At 64.4% G+C, this 16,385-nt stretch carries 22 protein-coding genes, 4 tRNA genes and 2 pseudogenes; 17 read left to right on the top strand and 11 right to left on the bottom strand.

Features of this window, described 5'->3' with window-relative positions:
* The first annotated feature begins 37 nt into the window (after positions 1–37).
* Positions 38–1,042, top strand: a complete 1,005-nt coding sequence (locus tag G6N08_RS09095; protein WP_163756220.1) for a ferredoxin--NADP reductase — start codon at positions 38–40, stop codon at positions 1,040–1,042.
* Between the two features lie 50 nt (positions 1,043–1,092).
* Here the strand turns inward: G6N08_RS09095 and G6N08_RS09090 are convergent, their stop codons facing one another.
* Genes G6N08_RS09090 through G6N08_RS09070 form a run of 5 tightly spaced genes read right to left on the bottom strand, consistent with a single transcriptional unit; the run spans position 1,093 to position 5,578 of the window.
* Entirely contained in the window at positions 1,093–1,566 is a 474-nt protein-coding gene (locus G6N08_RS09090; protein ID WP_163756217.1) for a VOC family protein, read from the bottom strand.
* Between the two features lie 6 nt (positions 1,567–1,572).
* Complete coding sequence (locus tag G6N08_RS09085) at positions 1,573–2,625, bottom strand: CaiB/BaiF CoA transferase family protein (RefSeq protein WP_163756216.1); 1,053 nt, start codon at positions 2,623–2,625, stop codon at positions 1,573–1,575.
* Entirely contained in the window at positions 2,622–3,578 is a 957-nt protein-coding gene (locus G6N08_RS09080; RefSeq protein WP_163756214.1) for a TIGR03564 family F420-dependent LLM class oxidoreductase, read from the bottom strand. Before G6N08_RS09080 ends, G6N08_RS09085 begins: the two co-directional genes overlap by 4 nt.
* Positions 3,563–4,000 (bottom strand): cobalamin-dependent protein, encoded by a 438-nt coding sequence (locus G6N08_RS09075; protein WP_163756212.1) that lies wholly within the window; start codon positions 3,998–4,000, stop codon positions 3,563–3,565. The genes G6N08_RS09080 and G6N08_RS09075 overlap by 16 nt, the downstream gene beginning before the upstream one ends.
* Positions 4,001–5,578 carry a methylmalonyl-CoA mutase family protein gene (locus tag G6N08_RS09070; protein ID WP_163756865.1) on the bottom strand — a complete coding sequence of 526 codons (1,578 nt, stop codon included), beginning with the start codon at positions 5,576–5,578 and terminating at the stop codon, positions 4,001–4,003.
* Positions 5,579–5,848: 270 nt separating this feature from the next.
* Between G6N08_RS09070 and G6N08_RS09065 the strand changes: the two genes are divergently transcribed.
* Both G6N08_RS09065 and G6N08_RS09060 read left to right on the top strand, forming a co-directional pair.
* Positions 5,849–6,436, top strand: coding sequence for a DoxX family membrane protein (locus G6N08_RS09065; protein WP_281352718.1), 588 nt, complete (start codon positions 5,849–5,851; stop codon positions 6,434–6,436).
* Between the two features lie 49 nt (positions 6,437–6,485).
* Positions 6,486–8,030, top strand: coding sequence for an amidase (locus G6N08_RS09060; RefSeq protein ID WP_163756208.1), 1,545 nt, complete (start codon positions 6,486–6,488; stop codon positions 8,028–8,030).
* Between the two features lie 828 nt (positions 8,031–8,858).
* On the opposite strand, the pseudogene G6N08_RS09055 reads toward G6N08_RS09060, so the two are convergent.
* Both G6N08_RS09055 and G6N08_RS09050 read right to left on the bottom strand, forming a co-directional pair.
* Positions 8,859–9,391: pseudogene (locus G6N08_RS09055) on the bottom strand (DEAD/DEAH box helicase family protein); the annotation flags it as partial.
* A gap of 15 nt (positions 9,392–9,406) precedes the next feature.
* Positions 9,407–9,679 carry a DUF433 domain-containing protein gene (locus G6N08_RS09050; RefSeq protein WP_163756206.1) on the bottom strand — a complete coding sequence of 91 codons (273 nt, stop codon included), beginning with the start codon at positions 9,677–9,679 and terminating at the stop codon, positions 9,407–9,409.
* A 306-nt stretch (positions 9,680–9,985) separates the two neighbouring features.
* Here G6N08_RS09050 and G6N08_RS09045 point away from each other — a divergent pair, with 306 nt between their 5' ends.
* A complete protein-coding gene (locus G6N08_RS09045) occupies positions 9,986–10,333 on the top strand; it encodes a hypothetical protein (protein ID WP_163756204.1) in 348 nt (115 codons plus the stop codon).
* A gap of 413 nt (positions 10,334–10,746) precedes the next feature.
* On the opposite strand, the pseudogene G6N08_RS20625 reads toward G6N08_RS09045, so the two are convergent.
* The 4 genes and pseudogenes from G6N08_RS20625 to G6N08_RS09030 form a co-directional block, all read right to left on the bottom strand.
* Positions 10,747–10,925: pseudogene (locus G6N08_RS20625) on the bottom strand (type IV toxin-antitoxin system AbiEi family antitoxin domain-containing protein); the annotation flags it as partial.
* Between the two features lie 105 nt (positions 10,926–11,030).
* A tRNA-Phe gene (locus tag G6N08_RS09040) sits at positions 11,031–11,104 on the bottom strand.
* 29 nt (positions 11,105–11,133) lie between these two features.
* Positions 11,134–11,207 (bottom strand) — tRNA-Asp (locus tag G6N08_RS09035).
* Between the two features lie 34 nt (positions 11,208–11,241).
* A tRNA-Glu gene (locus G6N08_RS09030) sits at positions 11,242–11,315 on the bottom strand.
* Positions 11,316–11,435: 120 nt separating this feature from the next.
* Here G6N08_RS09030 and G6N08_RS09025 point away from each other — a divergent pair.
* The 13 genes from G6N08_RS09025 (at position 11,436) to G6N08_RS08975 (ending at position 16,343) form a co-directional block, all read left to right on the top strand.
* Positions 11,436–11,511, top strand: a tRNA-Lys gene (locus G6N08_RS09025).
* Positions 11,512–11,897: 386 nt separating this feature from the next.
* Positions 11,898–12,074 (top strand): MerR family transcriptional regulator, encoded by a 177-nt coding sequence (locus tag G6N08_RS09020; RefSeq protein ID WP_081215562.1) that lies wholly within the window; start codon positions 11,898–11,900, stop codon positions 12,072–12,074.
* Complete coding sequence (locus tag G6N08_RS09015; RefSeq protein ID WP_163756202.1) at positions 12,071–12,412, top strand: hypothetical protein; 342 nt, start codon at positions 12,071–12,073, stop codon at positions 12,410–12,412. The genes G6N08_RS09020 and G6N08_RS09015 overlap by 4 nt, the downstream gene beginning before the upstream one ends.
* A complete protein-coding gene (locus G6N08_RS09010) occupies positions 12,409–13,200 on the top strand; it encodes a phage antirepressor (protein ID WP_011723803.1) in 792 nt (263 codons plus the stop codon). Before G6N08_RS09015 ends, G6N08_RS09010 begins: the two co-directional genes overlap by 4 nt.
* A complete protein-coding gene (locus tag G6N08_RS20155) occupies positions 13,197–13,349 on the top strand; it encodes a hypothetical protein (RefSeq protein ID WP_170301271.1) in 153 nt (50 codons plus the stop codon). The genes G6N08_RS09010 and G6N08_RS20155 overlap by 4 nt, the downstream gene beginning before the upstream one ends.
* A complete protein-coding gene (locus tag G6N08_RS09005) occupies positions 13,346–13,633 on the top strand; it encodes a hypothetical protein (protein WP_003921311.1) in 288 nt (95 codons plus the stop codon). Before G6N08_RS20155 ends, G6N08_RS09005 begins: the two co-directional genes overlap by 4 nt.
* Positions 13,634–13,695: 62 nt before the next feature.
* The gene (locus G6N08_RS09000; RefSeq protein WP_062899781.1) at positions 13,696–14,010 is read left to right on the top strand and encodes a hypothetical protein; all 315 of its coding nucleotides are present in this window, start codon (positions 13,696–13,698) and stop codon (positions 14,008–14,010) included.
* Positions 14,007–14,138 carry a helix-turn-helix domain-containing protein gene (locus G6N08_RS21065; RefSeq protein ID WP_081262996.1) on the top strand — a complete coding sequence of 44 codons (132 nt, stop codon included), beginning with the start codon at positions 14,007–14,009 and terminating at the stop codon, positions 14,136–14,138. The genes G6N08_RS09000 and G6N08_RS21065 overlap by 4 nt, the downstream gene beginning before the upstream one ends.
* Complete coding sequence (locus G6N08_RS08990; protein ID WP_163756200.1) at positions 14,135–14,785, top strand: DNA-methyltransferase; 651 nt, start codon at positions 14,135–14,137, stop codon at positions 14,783–14,785. The genes G6N08_RS21065 and G6N08_RS08990 overlap by 4 nt, the downstream gene beginning before the upstream one ends.
* Positions 14,782–15,042 carry a hypothetical protein gene (locus G6N08_RS08985; protein ID WP_163756198.1) on the top strand — a complete coding sequence of 87 codons (261 nt, stop codon included), beginning with the start codon at positions 14,782–14,784 and terminating at the stop codon, positions 15,040–15,042. Before G6N08_RS08990 ends, G6N08_RS08985 begins: the two co-directional genes overlap by 4 nt.
* Positions 15,039–15,173: a hypothetical protein gene (locus G6N08_RS21060; RefSeq protein WP_257000164.1), complete on the top strand. Its 135-nt coding sequence runs from the start codon at positions 15,039–15,041 to the stop codon at positions 15,171–15,173. Before G6N08_RS08985 ends, G6N08_RS21060 begins: the two co-directional genes overlap by 4 nt.
* A complete protein-coding gene (locus G6N08_RS08980; protein WP_141245661.1) occupies positions 15,170–15,364 on the top strand; it encodes a hypothetical protein in 195 nt (64 codons plus the stop codon). The genes G6N08_RS21060 and G6N08_RS08980 overlap by 4 nt, the downstream gene beginning before the upstream one ends.
* Positions 15,357–16,343 carry a DNA-methyltransferase gene (locus G6N08_RS08975; RefSeq protein WP_163756196.1) on the top strand — a complete coding sequence of 329 codons (987 nt, stop codon included), beginning with the start codon at positions 15,357–15,359 and terminating at the stop codon, positions 16,341–16,343. Before G6N08_RS08980 ends, G6N08_RS08975 begins: the two co-directional genes overlap by 8 nt.
* The last annotated feature ends 42 nt before the right edge of the window (positions 16,344–16,385 follow it).

Here is a 16,385-nt window from a genome sequence, read left to right as displayed (position 1 = left end):
TTCTCTATAGTGAAGAACGCAAGTGCGGAAGGGTGCTATGGCGGAACTCCAGGCGTTCCACCGGGCCACTGTGACCCGGATCATCAAGGAGACCGCCGATGCGCGCACCTTCGTGCTGGCGCCGGAGCTGCAACCGTTCACCTACCGCGCGGGCCAGTACTGCACCTTCCGGGTCCGGGTAGATGGCGAGGAATGCTATCGCTCGTATTCCATGTCAAGCGCGCCGGAGACCGATGCTGAGCTGATGACCACGGTCAAGCGGGTTCCCGGCGGCAAGGTGTCCAATTGGATGCTCGACAACGTGGGGGAAGGTGACCAGCTGACCATGACCAGAGCGGCGGGCACGTTTTGCCTGAACCCGACCTCGGCGCCGTTGCTGGCGTTCGCCGGCGGCAGCGGAATCACACCGATCCTTTCGTTGACCAAGAGCGCGCTCGCCACCACCGATCGCATCGTCCGGCTACTGTGTGCGGATCGCGACCGGGCGTCGGTGCTTTTCGCAGCGGTACTGGACGGCCTCATGGAGCGTTACCCGGGACGGCTGTCGGTGGTGCGCCATATCGATGCCGAGCGTGGCCTGATCGATACCGAAGCCGTGCGCGACTTCGTGGGCGCCGATGTCGACGCCGACAACTACGTGTGCGGTCCGGAGGGATTCATGGCCGTGGTGCGCTCAGCGCTGCCCGGTCCCGGGCGGGTGTTCGTCGAAAACTTCGACCTGCCGCCGCAAATCAAGACGGTAACGCCCGTCGGCGACGATACCGAGGTGGGCGGCACGGTGACGATCTATCTGGGACGCAAGAAGGTCTCGGTGCCGCGGGTGGCCGGCGAGACGCTGCTGGAAAGCGCGCGGCGGGCCGGCCTGTCGCCGCCGTTCAGCTGCGAGGCCGGTAACTGCGGGACCTGCATGGCCCGGCTCACCGAGGGCAGCGCCACCATGCGGGCCAATGAGGCGCTCACCGACGACGAGGTGGCCGAGGGCTACATCTTGACGTGTCAGGGGGTGCCTGACACACCGTCGGTGACGGTGCACTACGAGTGACTGTGAGTACTGTGCTGCGGCTGCAGAATTCCGCACGAAAAACCACGGGATCAGGCCGGCGGCCGCCACAGCTGATCGGTGGTTCGTGCCCCCGACGGAAGCTCGATCAATTCGATCGGCGTGGCATCAGGGTCGTAGACGAAGAACATGCGCAAGCCGGCGATCTCGACCGGCGTCGTGATGCGTACATCGTCACGGCGTTGCAGAGCGGTGTATGTCGCATCAAGATCCTCAACCCGAAACGAGATGTTGGTGTAGCCCAGGTGCGGGCCCTCCGGGAGGGCGGAAACATCGCCCAGCGACAGCAACTCGACCATCATTCCCCCAATGAGACCGCCAACCATTCGGCCCTTCCCGCCGGCCATCCCGGTGACGGCGTCCAGACCCGCGCCGTCGAGTTCGACATCGAACACGACGTCCATCCCGAGCACTCCGGTGTAAAAGGCCAGCGACCGCTCGATATCCGACACGCCGACACACACATGGGAGAAGTTTGCAATCGCGATGGGTCCTGGTCGTGCCATGGTGGACTACTCCTGTACTGGTCGCGCGGAGCCGGACTCGTCCAGTTTCGGCGCCGGACGGTAATCGGGGCGATAACCAAAGACCCGGATTGGGTTGCCGACCAGGCGGAAATCGCCTGCGGTAACAATCATTTCCGGCGTGGCATCCAGCGCTTCGGCCAACGTGCGCACTGCTGCTGCCGGCACGCCCAGCGGTCGCAGCCGGGCTTCCCAGCCGGTCGCGGTGTCGGCGGCCAGAGCTGCCGTGGTTGCCGCCAGCACCTCGTCGCGCTTCGCGACCCGCTCGGCCATTGTGTCGAAGCCGTCGATATGAGCCTCGCCAGCAAATGATTTCCAGAATCCATCGTGAGTGATGAACAGCGCCAGATAGCCGTCGGCGGTTGGGAAGATTTGCGCCGGAACGTAATACGAATGGGCTCCGAAGGGCCGGCGCTGCGGCTGGACACCGTCGTTGAGGTAGGCGGATGCGTGATAGTTCAACTGCGAGAGCATCACGTCGCGCAGTGACACGTCGATCTGGCCACCACGGCCCGAGGTGATTTGCGCCAGCAGTCCCAGCGCAGCGGCGAGTCCGGTGGAATTGTCCGCCGAGGAGTAACCGGGCAGCGTCGGCGGCCCGTCCGGCTCGCCGGTCAGCGCGGCCACACCCGTCGCCGCCTGGATGACATAGTCGAACGCCGGATCATCACCGCCGTCCAAACCGAAGCCGGTGATCGCGACGCAGACGATTTGTTCGTTGTGCCGTCGCAGCGCCTCGTAGGTCAGCCCCAGTCGACGGATCGCCGACGGTTTCAGATTCACCAGCAGCGCATGGGATTTCGCGACGAGTTTCCGCAACGTAGCCTGGCCCTCTGGCGAATTCAGGTCCAAGCAGATGCTGCCCTTGTTGCGGTTGAGGCTGGCGAAGTAGCTGTCTGAGACCCGGCGCGAGATTTCCCCGCCGGGCGGTTCGATCTTGACGACCTCCGCGCCGAGGTCGGCCAGCAGCATGGTCGCGTACGGGCCGGCCAGCATGGTGCCGACTTCGAGAATCCGGATACCGGCCAGCGGTGCCGTCATCGGACTTCGGCGCCGAGCGCGGCGACGACTTCGCGGGTACGGCGTTTGGAGGCGACGAGCTCGTCGCGGTTGTCGCCGATCGGCAGCAACCGCACCGACAGGTCGGTCACCCCGGCCTCGGCGAACCGGCGGAACCGCGCCAGGATGGCGTCCTCGTCGCCGGCCGCGCAGATATCGCCGACGTCGTTCGCGTCGCCGTACTCGAGCAGGCGCTGATAGTTCGGCGAGACCTCGGCTTCCCCCAGGATCCGGTTGGCACGCTCTCGAGCGGCGTCGACTTCAGCCGACGCACAAAGACATACCGGTATTCCGGCGACAATCCGGGGGGCGGGCCGACCAGCATTCTCCGCGGCTTTGGTGATTCGGGGAACGACATGTTCGGCGACGGCCCGCTCATCGGCCATCCACAACACGGTCCCGTCGGCGCGCTCCCCGGCCAGCGCCAGCATCACCGGCCCGAGTGCGGCGACAAGCACCGGCAGCGGCGCTACCGGGGCCAGGTCGAGCGGGTTGTGCACGCGAAAGGTCCGGTTCTCGATGTCGACGGGGCCGGGACCGCTGAGGGCGGCGGCGAGCACGTCCAGGTAGTCACGGGTGAACGCGGCCGGGCGCTCGTAGGGCAGGCCGAGCATGTCGCGGATGATCCAATGATGTGACGGCCCGACGCCGAGAGCCAGTCGGCCGTTGGCAGCGGCATGCACCGACAATGCCTGACGCGCCAGCGCAATCGGATGCTGGGCCTGCAACGGCACCACCGCGGTGCCGAGCTCGATGCGCGTCGTTCGGGTCGCCATCAGCGCGACAGCCGTCAACGCGTCGAAGTCGTTGGGCACCTGCGGGATCCACGCGGTATCCATACCGGCGGCCTCGGCCCATTCGATGTCGGCGAGCAACTTGGTGACCTTGCGTGCCGAATCGCCGCGCTCGGCGCCGATCATCACTCCGAGACGCACGGTTGCTCTGTTCCCTTCAGGTCAGGTGCGGGGGTGCTGTCGGTGAGCTTGCGGATCTCGCGTACCAGAACCTCCAACGGCGTCCCGGTGGGAAACACCGCGGCAGCCCCGGCCGCCAACAGTTTGGGGATGTCGGCTTCGGGTATCGTGCCGCCGACGACGACGGCGATGTCGGCGGCGTCGGCGGCCCGCAATGCCTCGATGGTGCGGGTGGTCAGCGCCACATGTGCACCGGACAGGATGCTCAGGCCCACGACGGCCACGTCTTCCTGGATGGCGATCGATGCGATGTCCTCGATGCGCTGGCGGATGCCGGTGTAGATGACCTCGAAGCCCGCGTCGCGCAGGGTGCGGGCGACGATCTTGGCGCCCCGGTCATGTCCGTCAAGGCCGGGTTTGGCGACCAGGATCCGCACCGTCATCTAGAACACCACCGGCTGCTGGAATTCGCCCCATACTGCTTTGAGCGCAGATACCATCTCGCCCAGCGTGCAGTAGGCGTTGGCACAGTCGATGAGTTTAGGCATGAGGTTCTCAGTGCCTTCGGCGGCCCGGGATAACGCGGCAAGGCTGGATTGCACCGCGCTGGAATCTCTTTCGGCTTTCACCTGCGAGAGCCGCTTGAGCTGCACATCGCGGCCTTCGGCGTCGAGTTCATAGGTGGTGATCTCCGGCGGCGGCTCCTCGGTGACGAACCGGTTCACCCCGACGACAGGGCGGGTGCCGGCCTCGATCTCCTGATGGATCCGATAGGCCTCATCGGCGATCAACCCTTGCAGATAACCGTCTTCGATGGCTTGCACCATCCCGCCGTGGCGCTCGAGGTCGTCCATGATCTCGATAATGCGAGCCTCGGTGGCGTCGGTGAGGGCCTCGACGAAATATGAGCCGCCCAGTGGGTCAGCGACCCGGGCGACCCCGCTTTCGTAGGCCAGGATCTGCTGGGTGCGCAACGCCAATGTGGTGGACTCCTCGGTGGGCAGTGCGAACGGCTCGTCCCAGGCGGCGGTGAACATCGACTGCACCCCGCCCAGCACCGCCGCCATGGCTTCGTAGGCCACCCGCACCACGTTGTTGCGTGCCTGCGGGGCGTAGAGCGAGGCGCCGCCGCATACGCAGCCGAAGCGGAACATTGACGCTTTGTCGGTTTTTGCGCCGTAGCGTTCCCGCACGATCGTGGCCCAGCGGCGGCGGCCCGCCCGGTATTTGGCGATCTCTTCGAAGAAGTCGCCGTGGGTGTAGAAGAAGAACGAGATCTGTGGCGCGAACTCGTCGATACTCATCCGGCCACGCTCCACCACGACATCGCAATAGGTCACACCGTCGGCCAGGGTGAACGCCATTTCCTGCACGGCGTTGGCGCCGGCGTCGCGGAAGTGCGCCCCGGCCACCGAGATCGCGTTGAATTTCGGCACCTCGGCGGCACAGAACTCGATCGTGTCGGCGATCAACCGCAGCGACGGTTCCGGCGGCCAGATCCAGGTGCCGCGCGATGCGTACTCCTTGAGAATGTCGTTCTGGATCGTGCCGGTCAGCTTGGCCCGGGGCACGCCCTTCTTCTCGGCGGCCGCGATATAGAAGGCCAACAGGATTGCCGCGGTGCCGTTGATCGTCATGCTGGTGCTGATCGTGTCCAGCGGAATGCCGTCGAAGAGGATCTCGGCGTCGGCGAGGGTGTCGACCGCCACGCCGACCCGGCCCACTTCCTCGCTGACTTCCGGGTCATCAGAGTCGAAACCGCATTGCGTAGGCAGGTCCAGCGCTACCGATAGGCCCGTCCCCCCTTGTTCCAGCAGGTACCGGTAGCGGCGATTGGACTCCTCAGCGGTACCAAACCCCGAATATTGCCGGAATGTCCACAGTTTGCCGCGATAGCCGGCGGCGAAGTTGCCGCGGGTGAAGGGGTAGGTGCCCGGCGGCGGTGGGTCAGCATGACGGTCGTCCGGCCCGTAGACCGCTGCCAGCGGGATACCGGATGAGGTCTGAGCTGCGTTATCCATCTTACCCATCAAACGATAACGTACTTGCAAAAAAAGAGAATGCCAATACCGCCAGGGACGGCCACGCTCGGGTTGGTCGGCGAAAACGCAGGGCACCGGTGAGCGACACTGGCCCTCTTGACCGGATGCGACGGATCACTCACCATCAAGCGTGCCGAGCTCGGCATCCGAGAAAGGCGGACAAGCAGTGCGCACACGGCGGATCGGGGGTTGTGCCAGAACCCGGCTTCGGCCGGTTCAGCAGCGGGGCGGTCACGGGCGAGCGCGCTCGTGACGAGTCCGTCCGCAGCCACTTCTGCTGGGGTTAACCGCCCCGTTGAGGGGTCAATCGCGGCTCGGGCCGCACGGCTTGAATGGGGAGCCACGGCCCTGCGGATCGGGTTCGGCGTGATCTGGGCAATCGACGCCTGGCTGAAATGGCAGCCCGGGTTCCGCGCCACCTTGCTGCCCAGCATGCTCGCAACCGCGGCCGGGCAGCCGCACTGGCTGATGCCGTGGTTCGATTTCTGGATCCGTCTGCAGCGTCCCGCACCACAGCTGTGGGCGTATTTCGCCGCAATCGTTGAGACGATGATCGCGATCACGCTGCTCCTGGGGGTCAGCCGACGCGTCGTCTACATCGGCGGTGCCTGCTACAGCCTCATGATCTGGTCCACCGCCGAGGGTTTCGGCGGGCCGTACACCCCGGGTTCCACCGATGTTGGGCCCTCCATCATCTATGTGCTCGTGTTCTGCGCCCTGCTGGTGCTACTCGAGGCCAGACTCGGCGACCGGTTGACGCTGGACGCCACGATCGGCCGCCGCGTTCTCTGGTGGTCGCGTCTGGCCGGCCCTTCCGGGCGTTATGGCGCGCTTTAAGCTGCTGTGCGCGGGCCCGTACTTGCAGACTATGACGACGGAGGTCGACATGGCGATTCCGCGCCCGTCAACAGCGGACATTGAGTCGGCGGCACGGCATTTCGGTTTTCATTTCGACGGGGATGCTGTGGCGGCATTCACCACGGTCGCCGGTTACATGCTGACGGCCTACGACACCGTCGACGAGTTGTACGACGAGGTGGCGCGCTCGCAAGCCCCCGAGCGCGCCTACCGATTCCCGGCGCCGGCCGACAACCCGCTGGGAGCCTGGTACGTCACCGCGGAGATCAGCTCCGGCGCCGACGGTCCACTGTCAGGCAGGCGGGTAGTGGTCAAGGACAACATCGCCGTCGCCGGCATCCCGATGATGAACGGCTCGCGGACGATGGAGGGGTTCGTTCCCACCCGCGACGCCACCGTCGTCGAGCGGCTGCTCGGCGCGGGGGCTGTCATCGCCGGCAAGAGCGTCTGCGAGGATCTGTGCTGCTCTGCTTCCAGCTTCACTTCAGCATGCGGGCCGGTGCGCAATCCGTGGGATCGGACGCGGGAAGCTGGTGGATCATCCAGTGGGAGTGCCGCACTGGTGGCTGCTGGTGAGCTCGATCTGGCCTTGGGGGCCGACCAGGGCGGGTCGGTGCGGATTCCGGCTTCGCTGTGCGGTGTCGTCGGGCACAAACCCACCTACGGGCTGGTGCCCTACACCGGAGCGTTCCCGATTGAACGAACCCTCGATCACATCGGTCCGATAACACGCACGGTCGCCGACGCCGCGCTGATGCTCACCGTGCTTGCCGGATCCGACGGCCTGGATCCGCGCCAGCCCGACGCCCTGTCCGCGATCGATTATCAAGCCGCGCTCACCGCAGATGTCACCGGATTGCGGGTGGGACTGCTCAGCGAAGGTTTCAGCCAAACGGCCTCGCAGGTCGATGAACTGGTTCGCGCTGCGGCGCAGCGGTTCACCGAGGCCGGTTGTACGGTCGGTGAAATCAGCGTGCCGTGGCACCGGCACGCGCTGCATATTTTCACGGTACTTTTCAACGAAGGCGCCACCTATCAAATGCTTGACGGCAACGGGTACGGGCTGGGCGCAGAGGGACTCTACGACCCTGACCTGATGGCGTACTTCGCCTCTCAGCGACTGGCGAAGGCCGATCAGCTCTCCGAGAGCGTCAAAGCGACAGCGCTGTGCGGCCACTACTGCCTGCAAACGCTCGGTGGCGCATCCTACGCGAAGGCGCGCAATCTGGTGCCCTCTCTTCGCGCCGCCTACGACGACGCGCTTGACAAATACGACGTACTGGTGATGCCCACGGTCCCTTACACCGCAGCCACCCTCCCGACGGGCGGGGAAGACACTGTCACGCTGCTCGCCCGGGCTCTCGGGATGGTCGGTAACACCGCGCCGCTGGACGTGACCGGTCATCCCGCGATCTCGGTGCCGGCCGGGCTGGTCGAGGGGCTGCCGGTCGGAATGACCATCATGGGAAAGCGATTCGATGACGCCACCGTGCTGCGAGCCGCCCAGGCCTTCGAATCGCTGTGTGGGGGCTTCCCCGCCGCGCCGGGGACGGTGCCACGATCCCAGGCGTGAGCAACGCTAACGCCCATGTAGCCGCCAGCCGGCCCTTCCCATCTTCGGTGAGGCGCGCCGGCCGGCTGCCGTACGCGTGTCCGACGACCGCGACGAGAAGTCCGGCGTAAGATTCCGCGTAGTATCAGCAGACCTGCTTAATACCGGGTATGTTCCTTTCGGTTGTATCCGGTGTCCATCTCTTTCAGCCGCAACGGTGTCGATACGCCAGCCTTCGATGACGCAGGATGTGTTGATTTACTGGTAACCCGCTCTGGTGGTTTGTGCCGTATTCGTCATCGTCGACTCGCGTTGCGCGCCGGAAGCTGGGCTGCGCTTGACTAAGGAGGATTCTTGTCGACATTTCATGGGCTTCCCGCCCACATCTTGCTGAACCATTTCCTTATCGTTCTCGTCCCGCTGACAACGATTTTGGTGATCTTTTGTGCGTTCTGGCCTGCGGCGCGCCAGCGGCTGGTCTGGCTGACCGTGGTGCTCGCCGTGGTCTCGCTCGTCTTAACTCCGCTGACCACCAACGCGGGTGCGTGGTTAGCGGATCGAGTCCACTCTTCGCCGGCGCTGCAGACCCACATGCAACTCGGCAACACTATGATCTACTTCTCGGCGGCGCTGGTGGTCGCCGCCATACTGCTGGCGGTGATTCACGTGTACCAGGCGCGCGGCCACACGGTGAAACCCGTTGTGCAGGCGACGATTGCGCTGCTGTTGACTGCCGCCGCCGTAGCGGCGGCAGTCCAGGTGTATCGCATCGGTCAGTCGGGTGCCCAAGCCGTCTGGGGCTTCCCCTGCTGCATGTACATGATGCAGTGAGGCACACCAACGTAACCGAGTTAGCCCGACTTTAATGGCGTCGAACCAATCCAGCGTGTCCCGCCACGCCGACAGCTCCTTGGCCGTGTAACCGCGGTGGCACTCATCGGCAACGATCAGGTCGAAAACATGGATGGGGATGCCGAGCTTCTTGGCGTCCTCGTCGCCGCTGTCAACCTCCCCGAAGCGAATCCCGGCTTCACAACCAAACAGGTTGATGCTCATCCGCTCGATGGTGCTGACGTAAACGAACGCATCACCCAGTTTGGGATTGGTCAGCAGCGAGTTCGGCCTCACGGTTGGATCGAACTTCTCGCCCTCATCAAAGTCGGTTTGCTGGAAACGCTGCGAATACACCGGGTAGAGCTTGTCGAACTTAAGACCGGGCTCGGCCTCGAAGCTGGCGAAGGCGCGCACCGTCTGCGCGGCAAGTGCGCGGCGATCGACCAGGAATAGCACACGGTGGGCGATGCCGGACTTCATCAGCCGATAGATCTCGTTGACCATCATCAGCGTCTTACCGGTGCCGTCGCCATCGCCACCAGCATCCCGGCTCTCGCGCCGGCTCAGGCGGCGCGGCCGTGTTTCGCGACGTACCCGACCGCCTCGCGAACCTGGGCGATGCTTAGCCCGTAATCCGCGGCCAGGTCTTCTTCCCGCTCGCCGGCAGTGACCATCCCGGCAATCGTTTCGACTGAGAGGCGGCGCCCGGCGAATGTAGGTTGCCCGCTGTATCGCCGTGGGTTGACCACGATGTCAGGAAAATCGGCATCGACGGCCAACTCGGCTACGTATTTCTCGCCCCGCTCGTCCGTGCCCAGTTGGGCGCGCTCGACCACCGGCCACCCCCGCTGATGAGCAGCTGACCCGTACGCACAATCATCTGCGTTTCTTCAAGACCCACCTCGGCACCACCGATTGTCAGCTCACGATTCTTCGCCGATAGGTAGGGGCGTAGGTGTGCCAGCGGGTAGTCGATGCGGTAGGTCGCGCGTAGCGCTTCGACTGCGGCCCGAAGCCGGCGCGTCGGGACTTCTTCCCGAAATTCCGCGAGGACGCGAGCCTCGACGAATTCCCCCCAAATTGCAGACCCCGCAAAGGGGCATTACAGGTTCTTGGTCTCCCATGCCTGGACCGACGGGCCGATGATGTACCTGGTGTACACGGCCCCACCGTCCGACATCACCTGGGGGCTCGTGCGCGACACCAGGCGGTCGATCATCGACCCCGGCTCATGGCCAGACGTAGACGAGGCGGTGTGCTGGTACTACTACCTCGATCTCGAAGAAGGCGGCTCGTTACGTCAGCCAGGCGAACCAGACACTATTCTTTGGTGCGGCTGTCCGCTTGAAGACGACCTCCCCCAGCGTCTTTCGGATATTCCTGACGCGTATCGGTACACATCACCACCAACAACTTCGTCAACAACACGCGACCAGGATCAAAACCAGCAGGTGGTCAACGAGCCTCGCCGATACGCCGATCCGCGATAATCAACTCGGCTCTTCAGCTTCATCTCTGGCCGCGAAAGCCGTTGCGGATCAGTACATTACTGTAGACTTATCGTTTACCGCAGGTTCTGGGCCATCGGGCAGTTCTGGGCTCGCCAGGTCAGCGGTTCAGTTGCATCGCGCACAAGTCGCAGATGCGTTGTAAGAGCGGCTATCGCTGGTCATCGGCCCATGTGACCAGTTCCACACCTGCAGATTTCAACAGTGCATCATGGGCCGAGTGAAGGTTGTCGGGATCAGCTGTGAGGTCGAGGGCGGCATCAGCCAGCGATGCGCGGCCCCAGGATAACCGTGTGCCGCGACCTTCGCGCCGGAGATCGGACAGCTTCGGTATAGCCACTTAGCCGAACCACGTCGCGTGTGGCCATTTGCCAGGATGACGGGACCGCCGTGTCGCCGGCGGATTCCGGTGGAACCGTGAGATGAATGCGCGAAGGGTGGACGTCAGCGAGGCCTGAAGCGCCAACGCCGACTCGCGCGAGACAACATGACGGCCCAAAGTCCACCAGACGGCGACGGCAAGATCGTCGTGCTCACCCCGTGGCAGCACGGTCACCCGATCCACGCTCCGACCCGCTCAAAGCCTTCCTGTGCGGTACCGAGCCAGCGCACCCCCGAGACCGGACAAGACCAACCAACCCTAGGGTGCCGCACCCGTGTCTATGCAGGTCAACCCCGGTGGCCAGGGGCGGGATCGAACCGCCGACCTTCCGCTTTTCAGGCGGACGCTCATGCCGACTGAGCTACCTGGCCGGACGACACCGCGTGCCTGGCCGTGACGGCGACCCTGACGGGACTCGAACCCGCGACCTCCGCCGTGACAGGGCGGCGCGCTAACCAACTGCGCCACAGGGCCTTGCTGTACAACTCCACATTATGGGCGTTAAAAGTACCCCCTACGGGATTCGAACCCGCGTTACCGCCTTGAAAGGGCGGCGTCCTAGGCCGTCTAGACGAAGGGGGCCAGCCGAATCTCTCCGGGGTACTCGCAACGTCCTCACGTTGGGAGCCACGCCAGCTTAGGTCACTGCACACCGAATCCTCAAACGAGCACCGCAGCGGCGGCAGTATCCTGACGTTCGCGGCCCCTATAGCTCAGTTGGTAGAGCTACGGACTTTTAATCCGCAGGTCCCAGGTTCGAGCCCTGGTGGGGGCACCAGTACCGGAACCGTCGTCGTACGGGTTAGGGGTTCCTGCCATAAGCCAGATCAGGTCGCACCCGGTGCGCGCCGCGATCTGCTTGCAGATGCCCTCATAGTCTCGCGGGCGGCGGCCCGAGATCTCCCATTCGCGCCATGATTGAGGACTGATCCCGCATGCGAGGGCAGCCTCTTTGGCGTTCCATCCCATCTCGTGCCGGACGAGAACTAGCCTGACGGCGAAGTTGTCGACGTCCGGGATCCAGTGGGTCACCTGAGTGTCCATGATCAGTATTTTGCACTTCTCGTGTATGTCGCGCAAGTCGTGTATCTGAAGGTTAGCTGGGAAATATTCACGGCATGTCGTGCTTGACACAACTTATGCGTCGGTGGCAACCTTCTGCGCATGCCAGATGTCGTGCTACTCACGACTAGTGAGGTTGCAAAGCGATTTCGCGTTGATAGTTCCGCCGTACGCCGGTGGGTCAAAAAGGGCAAACTGACGCCAGCCGTCACTACACCCGGTGGTTACTACCGGTTCGCGGAAGCGGATATCGAAGCGTTTGAGCGGGCCAGCGCATGACCGCGCTGACCGAGGCTCGGGTGCGGGAGATCGTCCGTGAGGAGTTAGCCGCTCAGCAGGCCGAACTCCACCATGATCGCCTCCCAGGTGGAGTCATTGATTCCGGGACGTCCTTCGAGTCGCTCGATCCGGTTCTCCAAGGTCTGGACGCAGATGGAGAACGTCGCCGCGAACTTACTGACAACTTGGTGGAGTTTCTCGATGGATATATCACCTTCGTCACCACGGACGGAACGCAGGGACTCAAGCAGATACAAGACGCTGTGAGTCGCCGTCATCGTCTCCGGAACGTGGTTCGTGAGGGCCCGGATTCCGTCTCGGAAAGCGGCGACGCATGAGCGCCGTCGAGCTGTTCCGCTACGAGGGCGCGCACCTACGGACTGTGCTGGTCGAAAGCGAGCCGTGGTTCGTGGCCGCGGATGCCTGCCGGATGCTCAGCCTCCGGGACACCACTTCCGCGATGAAGATGGTCCACGACGACGACAAACGGCTTTTGCACAGGTCAGATACTCCGCAGTTGTTCGAGGGTATCGCCGCCCAGGTCCAGGTGATCACGGTCGTCAACGAGTCCGGCATGTACGCGCTCATCTTCCAGAGCAACAAGGACCGGGCCCGCGACGTCCGTCGCTGGGTGACAAGCGAGGTCCTGCCGTCGATCCGTAAGACCGGCAGCTACGGCGCCCCGGTGCTGACGGAGGACGAGATCGTTCACCGGGCGCTGACCATCACCCAGGCCCGCGTCGAGGCGCTGACCGCGAAGGTGGTTGAGCTGGCCGCGCCCGCGTCGGCGTGGAACGAGCTCGCTGAATCCACCGGCGACTACTCGGTGGCCGACGCCGCGAAAGTGCTGTCCCGGGATCCGAGCATCAGCATCGGTCGTGACCGGCTGTTCCTGTTCATGTCCGCCGAGCGGTGGCTGTTCAAACGTGATGGCCGGTGGCGCGCCTATCAAGCCCAGGTCGACTGCGGCCGGCTGGCCGAGAAAGTCGGGCGCCCGTTCTGGCATGAAGGCCGCGGCGAATTGGTCGCCGGTGAGCCCACCGTGCGGATCACGCCGAAGGGGCTCGCGGAGCTGCATAAGAGGCTGCGCGGCACTGGGCAGCTGGCGTTGGTGAGCGCGCTATGACGCAGCTGTTCGGCGGTATCTGTGACCGCTGTCTCAAGCCGTTCCGCGCCGCGCGGTTTCCGAATGACTGCCTGTGCCGGACCTGCTATCTGGGCGCGCTGCCGCCGGTGGAGCGCGCGGTCGCGCTCGTGAGTGGAGCGGTGTCGTGATCAACGCATTACGCTGGCTCGCCGCCGCCGCCTTCGACGCCCTCGCGCACATCGCCTACCCGGCCGCTGACGCGATCTGGGAGGAGCGCCGCCGGCGCCCCGACGCTGAACTGATCCTGCTCGACGAGATGGCCGATCACCTCGGCGTGATCCGCGCGCAGCTCGAAGACATCCGCAACCTGCTGCTGGCGCGGCAGCCGCCGCCGTGCAACTGCAATTCGACGGTTCCCGGCTTCCACACCTTCGACTGCCCAGCCAGCCCCTACCCGCAGCCCGCCAAGTAAGCGGCCCGTCCCCGAAGAGAGCGGGGACGGGCCAACCCAACCAGGAAAGGAACCCATTTCCCGTGAGCAGCCCGATTCTAACCGGCCCCAAGCGGATCCTCGCCCGTTGGCGGCAACGCCACCAGCCGGTGTTGCAACTCGAGCCGGTGATGACCGACGACGACGTCGACTTCCACTCCGACCTGCACTACTTCCGTGACCTGCTCGAGGCGATCCACACCCGCAGCATCTATGAGCGGGCCCCGATCGCGGCGTTCCCGACGATCATGTCCACCACCCTGGACATCGCGCTGTTCCTGGTGGCCCAGAACTTCCCGGACGAGGCCGCCGCTGACATCGCCGCGTGGCGCGCCGAGCTGACGGGCGCCGCGGCATGAGCGACCGGTGGCGTATCGACCACCCGGATGCCTCGCTGGCCGAGCTCGGTGCGCTGCATGAGCCGCCGCTCACCAAGCACGCCGTGTCGGGAATCATCCGCCGCGCCAAGAAATGGGTGGCCCGGTGAGCATCTACTACCAAGACGACTACGTGACCCTCATCCACGGAGATTGCCGCGACGAGGACGCGTGGGAATCGGCACACCTGTTGCTAACCGACCCACCCTTCGGGATCGCCTGGACCCCACGCACGGGCACAGCCAAGCACAAAGCCATCGTCAACGATTCCGACACCGCAGCCCGCGACTACGTCATCGGCCAATGGGGACACATCAAACCCGCCTACGTGTTTGGGTCGCCGCTACTCGCGCCCCCGCACGGCACTAAGCAGACCTTGGTATGGCGCAAGCCCGGCGACGCAGGACTTACCGGCCAGATCGGTGGTTGGCGACGCGACTGGGAAGCGATCTACATGCTGGGCAACTGGCCCCACGATGCGCGGCCGTTGAAGAGCTCGGTGATCGCCACCAACGTCGGAACGACCACCTACCAGAACGGGCACGCCCACGGGAAGCCCGTTGCCCTACTCGAAGTCTTACTGATGGCCGCGCCCGGCGGCACAGTGGCCGACCCGTTTGCGGGCTCCGGCTCCACGCTCATAGCCGCCCGCAACGTAGGCCGCAAAGCCATCGGTGTGGAATTCGAAGAACGCTACTGCGAAACCATCGCCCGGCGGCTCGACCAGCAGTGCCTCAACTTCGAGGTGGGCGCATGACCGAGCCTTATTACACCGACGGCGCCGTGACCCTCTATCTGGGGGATTGCATCCAGGTCGATGCGTGGTTGCAGGCCGACGTTCTCGTGTGCGATCCGCCTTATGGGATGCGGTTCCAGTCGGGGCAGCGGAAGGCGACGGAGAGGTTCGCCAAGATCGCTAACGACGACAGCACGATCTCGCGGGACGTGGCCCTCGAATTGTGGGGGGATCGACCGGCCGCGGTGTTCGGTACGTGGGCGGGTGCCGCGGCATGAGCGACCGGTGGCTCGGCCCGTGGCCGCTGTGGATGGTCATCTTCGGCCTGATCTTCGGCGCCGCCCTCGTCCTGTCTGTTCCAGCTGACGGCAGCGTATGCGTCACCCCGGCAACGGAGGTCGAACCATGAAAGCAGCCCTGTTCAACGCCATTGCAGCCGTGGCGGTTTCGGCGCTCTACCTGACCGCGTGGCTATCCCATGAAGGCGGCATCAACGCCGTCTTGAGCGCCAGTTGGCTTGGCGTCTCGGCGCTTTGGTTCAGCACAGCGCACTACCGGTTGAAAGAACAGAAGGCCCGCAAAGGAGCACCCGATGCGTGACGCCGGCCAGACCATCGACGAACTCCTCCGCGAAATCGTCTACTACTCCGACGACCAGGTGACGTTGCACTTGGGTGACGCACTCGACGTGGCGCGCACTCTGTCGGACGGTGCGGCGGACTGCATCATCACCAGCCCGCCGTATTACGGGTTGCGAGACTACGGCATCGCGGGGCAGTACGGTCTCGAATCATCCCCAGCGGATTATGTTGACAAGCTGCGCGTGTTGTTCTCGGAGCTACGTCGCGTCCTGGTCGATGACGGAACGCTGTGGCTCAACATTGGTGACAGCTATGCACGCAACCCTGCTAAGGGTACCACCGGGACGATGAATGGCCGCAATGTTCCGCGTATGGGGTACGCCAGGAATCGCATTGGCAAACCCGACTTGCCCGAGAAGAATCTGCTTGGTATCCCGTGGCGCGTCGCATTCGCACTCCAGGATGATGGCTGGATTCTGCGGAACGCGGTCATCTGGCACAAACCGAACGCCATGCCCGAGTCGGTCACCGACCGACTATCCGGCCGGTACGAGCACGTGTTCCTGTTCGCCAAGCAGCCGAGCTACTGGTTCGACCTCGACCCCATCCGTGAACCACATTCATGTGACAGGTTGCGCGGCAGCGGCCCCCGCAGCGCGAAGGGAACCGGGCGAAACGATGCTGAGACGGCAACCAGCAACAAACAGGGCAACCCCAGTGGCCGCAATCCCGGTGATGTGTGGTCGATCAACACGCAGCCGTTCCCCGGCGCGCACTTCGCCGTCTACCCGCCCGCGCTGCCGCAACGCTGCATCCTCGCCGGATGTAAACCCGGCGGCACCGTCCTCGACCCGTTCAGCGGCTCCGGCACAACCGGACTCGCCGCACAACGCACCGGCCGCAAGTACATCGGCATCGACATCAACCCCGCATACCACGACCTCGCACTAAACACCCGCTTACATGACGCGACACTCGATTTCGGGGAGGGTGCATGACCGCGCAGTTGGCTTTGTTCGGTGTATGCGTTCCCCTTTCTT

The sequence above is a fragment of the Mycobacterium botniense genome, from assembly GCF_010723305.1.
GTDB lineage: Bacteria > Actinomycetota > Actinomycetes > Mycobacteriales > Mycobacteriaceae > Mycobacterium > Mycobacterium botniense.
This window is presented reverse-complemented; position numbering and strand designations above follow the sequence as displayed.

Excerpts from the sequence above, each read along its gene's own strand:
- G6N08_RS21065 (WP_081262996.1), top strand. The coding sequence starts at position 14,007 with ATGAGCGACCGGTGGCGTATCGACCACCCGGATGCCTCGCTGGCCGAG.
- G6N08_RS09060 (WP_163756208.1), top strand. The coding sequence starts at position 6,486 with ATGGCGATTCCGCGCCCGTCAACAGCGGACATTGAGTCGGCGGCACGG.
- G6N08_RS20155 (WP_170301271.1), top strand. The coding sequence starts at position 13,197 with ATGACGCAGCTGTTCGGCGGTATCTGTGACCGCTGTCTCAAGCCGTTC.
- G6N08_RS08975 (WP_163756196.1), top strand. The coding sequence starts at position 15,357 with ATGCGTGACGCCGGCCAGACCATCGACGAACTCCTCCGCGAAATCGTC.
- G6N08_RS09020 (WP_081215562.1), top strand. The coding sequence starts at position 11,898 with ATGCCAGATGTCGTGCTACTCACGACTAGTGAGGTTGCAAAGCGATTT.
- G6N08_RS08985 (WP_163756198.1), top strand. The coding sequence starts at position 14,782 with ATGACCGAGCCTTATTACACCGACGGCGCCGTGACCCTCTATCTGGGG.
- G6N08_RS09090 (WP_163756217.1), bottom strand. The coding sequence starts at position 1,566 with ATGGCACGACCAGGACCCATCGCGATTGCAAACTTCTCCCATGTGTGT.
- G6N08_RS09015 (WP_163756202.1), top strand. The coding sequence starts at position 12,071 with ATGACCGCGCTGACCGAGGCTCGGGTGCGGGAGATCGTCCGTGAGGAG.
- G6N08_RS21060 (WP_257000164.1), top strand. The coding sequence starts at position 15,039 with ATGAGCGACCGGTGGCTCGGCCCGTGGCCGCTGTGGATGGTCATCTTC.
- G6N08_RS08980 (WP_141245661.1), top strand. The coding sequence starts at position 15,170 with ATGAAAGCAGCCCTGTTCAACGCCATTGCAGCCGTGGCGGTTTCGGCG.
- G6N08_RS09070 (WP_163756865.1), bottom strand. The coding sequence starts at position 5,578 with ATGGATAACGCAGCTCAGACCTCATCCGGTATCCCGCTGGCAGCGGTC.
- G6N08_RS09075 (WP_163756212.1), bottom strand. The coding sequence starts at position 4,000 with ATGACGGTGCGGATCCTGGTCGCCAAACCCGGCCTTGACGGACATGAC.
- G6N08_RS09085 (WP_163756216.1), bottom strand. The coding sequence starts at position 2,625 with ATGACGGCACCGCTGGCCGGTATCCGGATTCTCGAAGTCGGCACCATG.
- G6N08_RS09095 (WP_163756220.1), top strand. The coding sequence starts at position 38 with ATGGCGGAACTCCAGGCGTTCCACCGGGCCACTGTGACCCGGATCATC.
- G6N08_RS09010 (WP_011723803.1), top strand. The coding sequence starts at position 12,409 with ATGAGCGCCGTCGAGCTGTTCCGCTACGAGGGCGCGCACCTACGGACT.
- G6N08_RS09045 (WP_163756204.1), top strand. The coding sequence starts at position 9,986 with ATGATGTACCTGGTGTACACGGCCCCACCGTCCGACATCACCTGGGGG.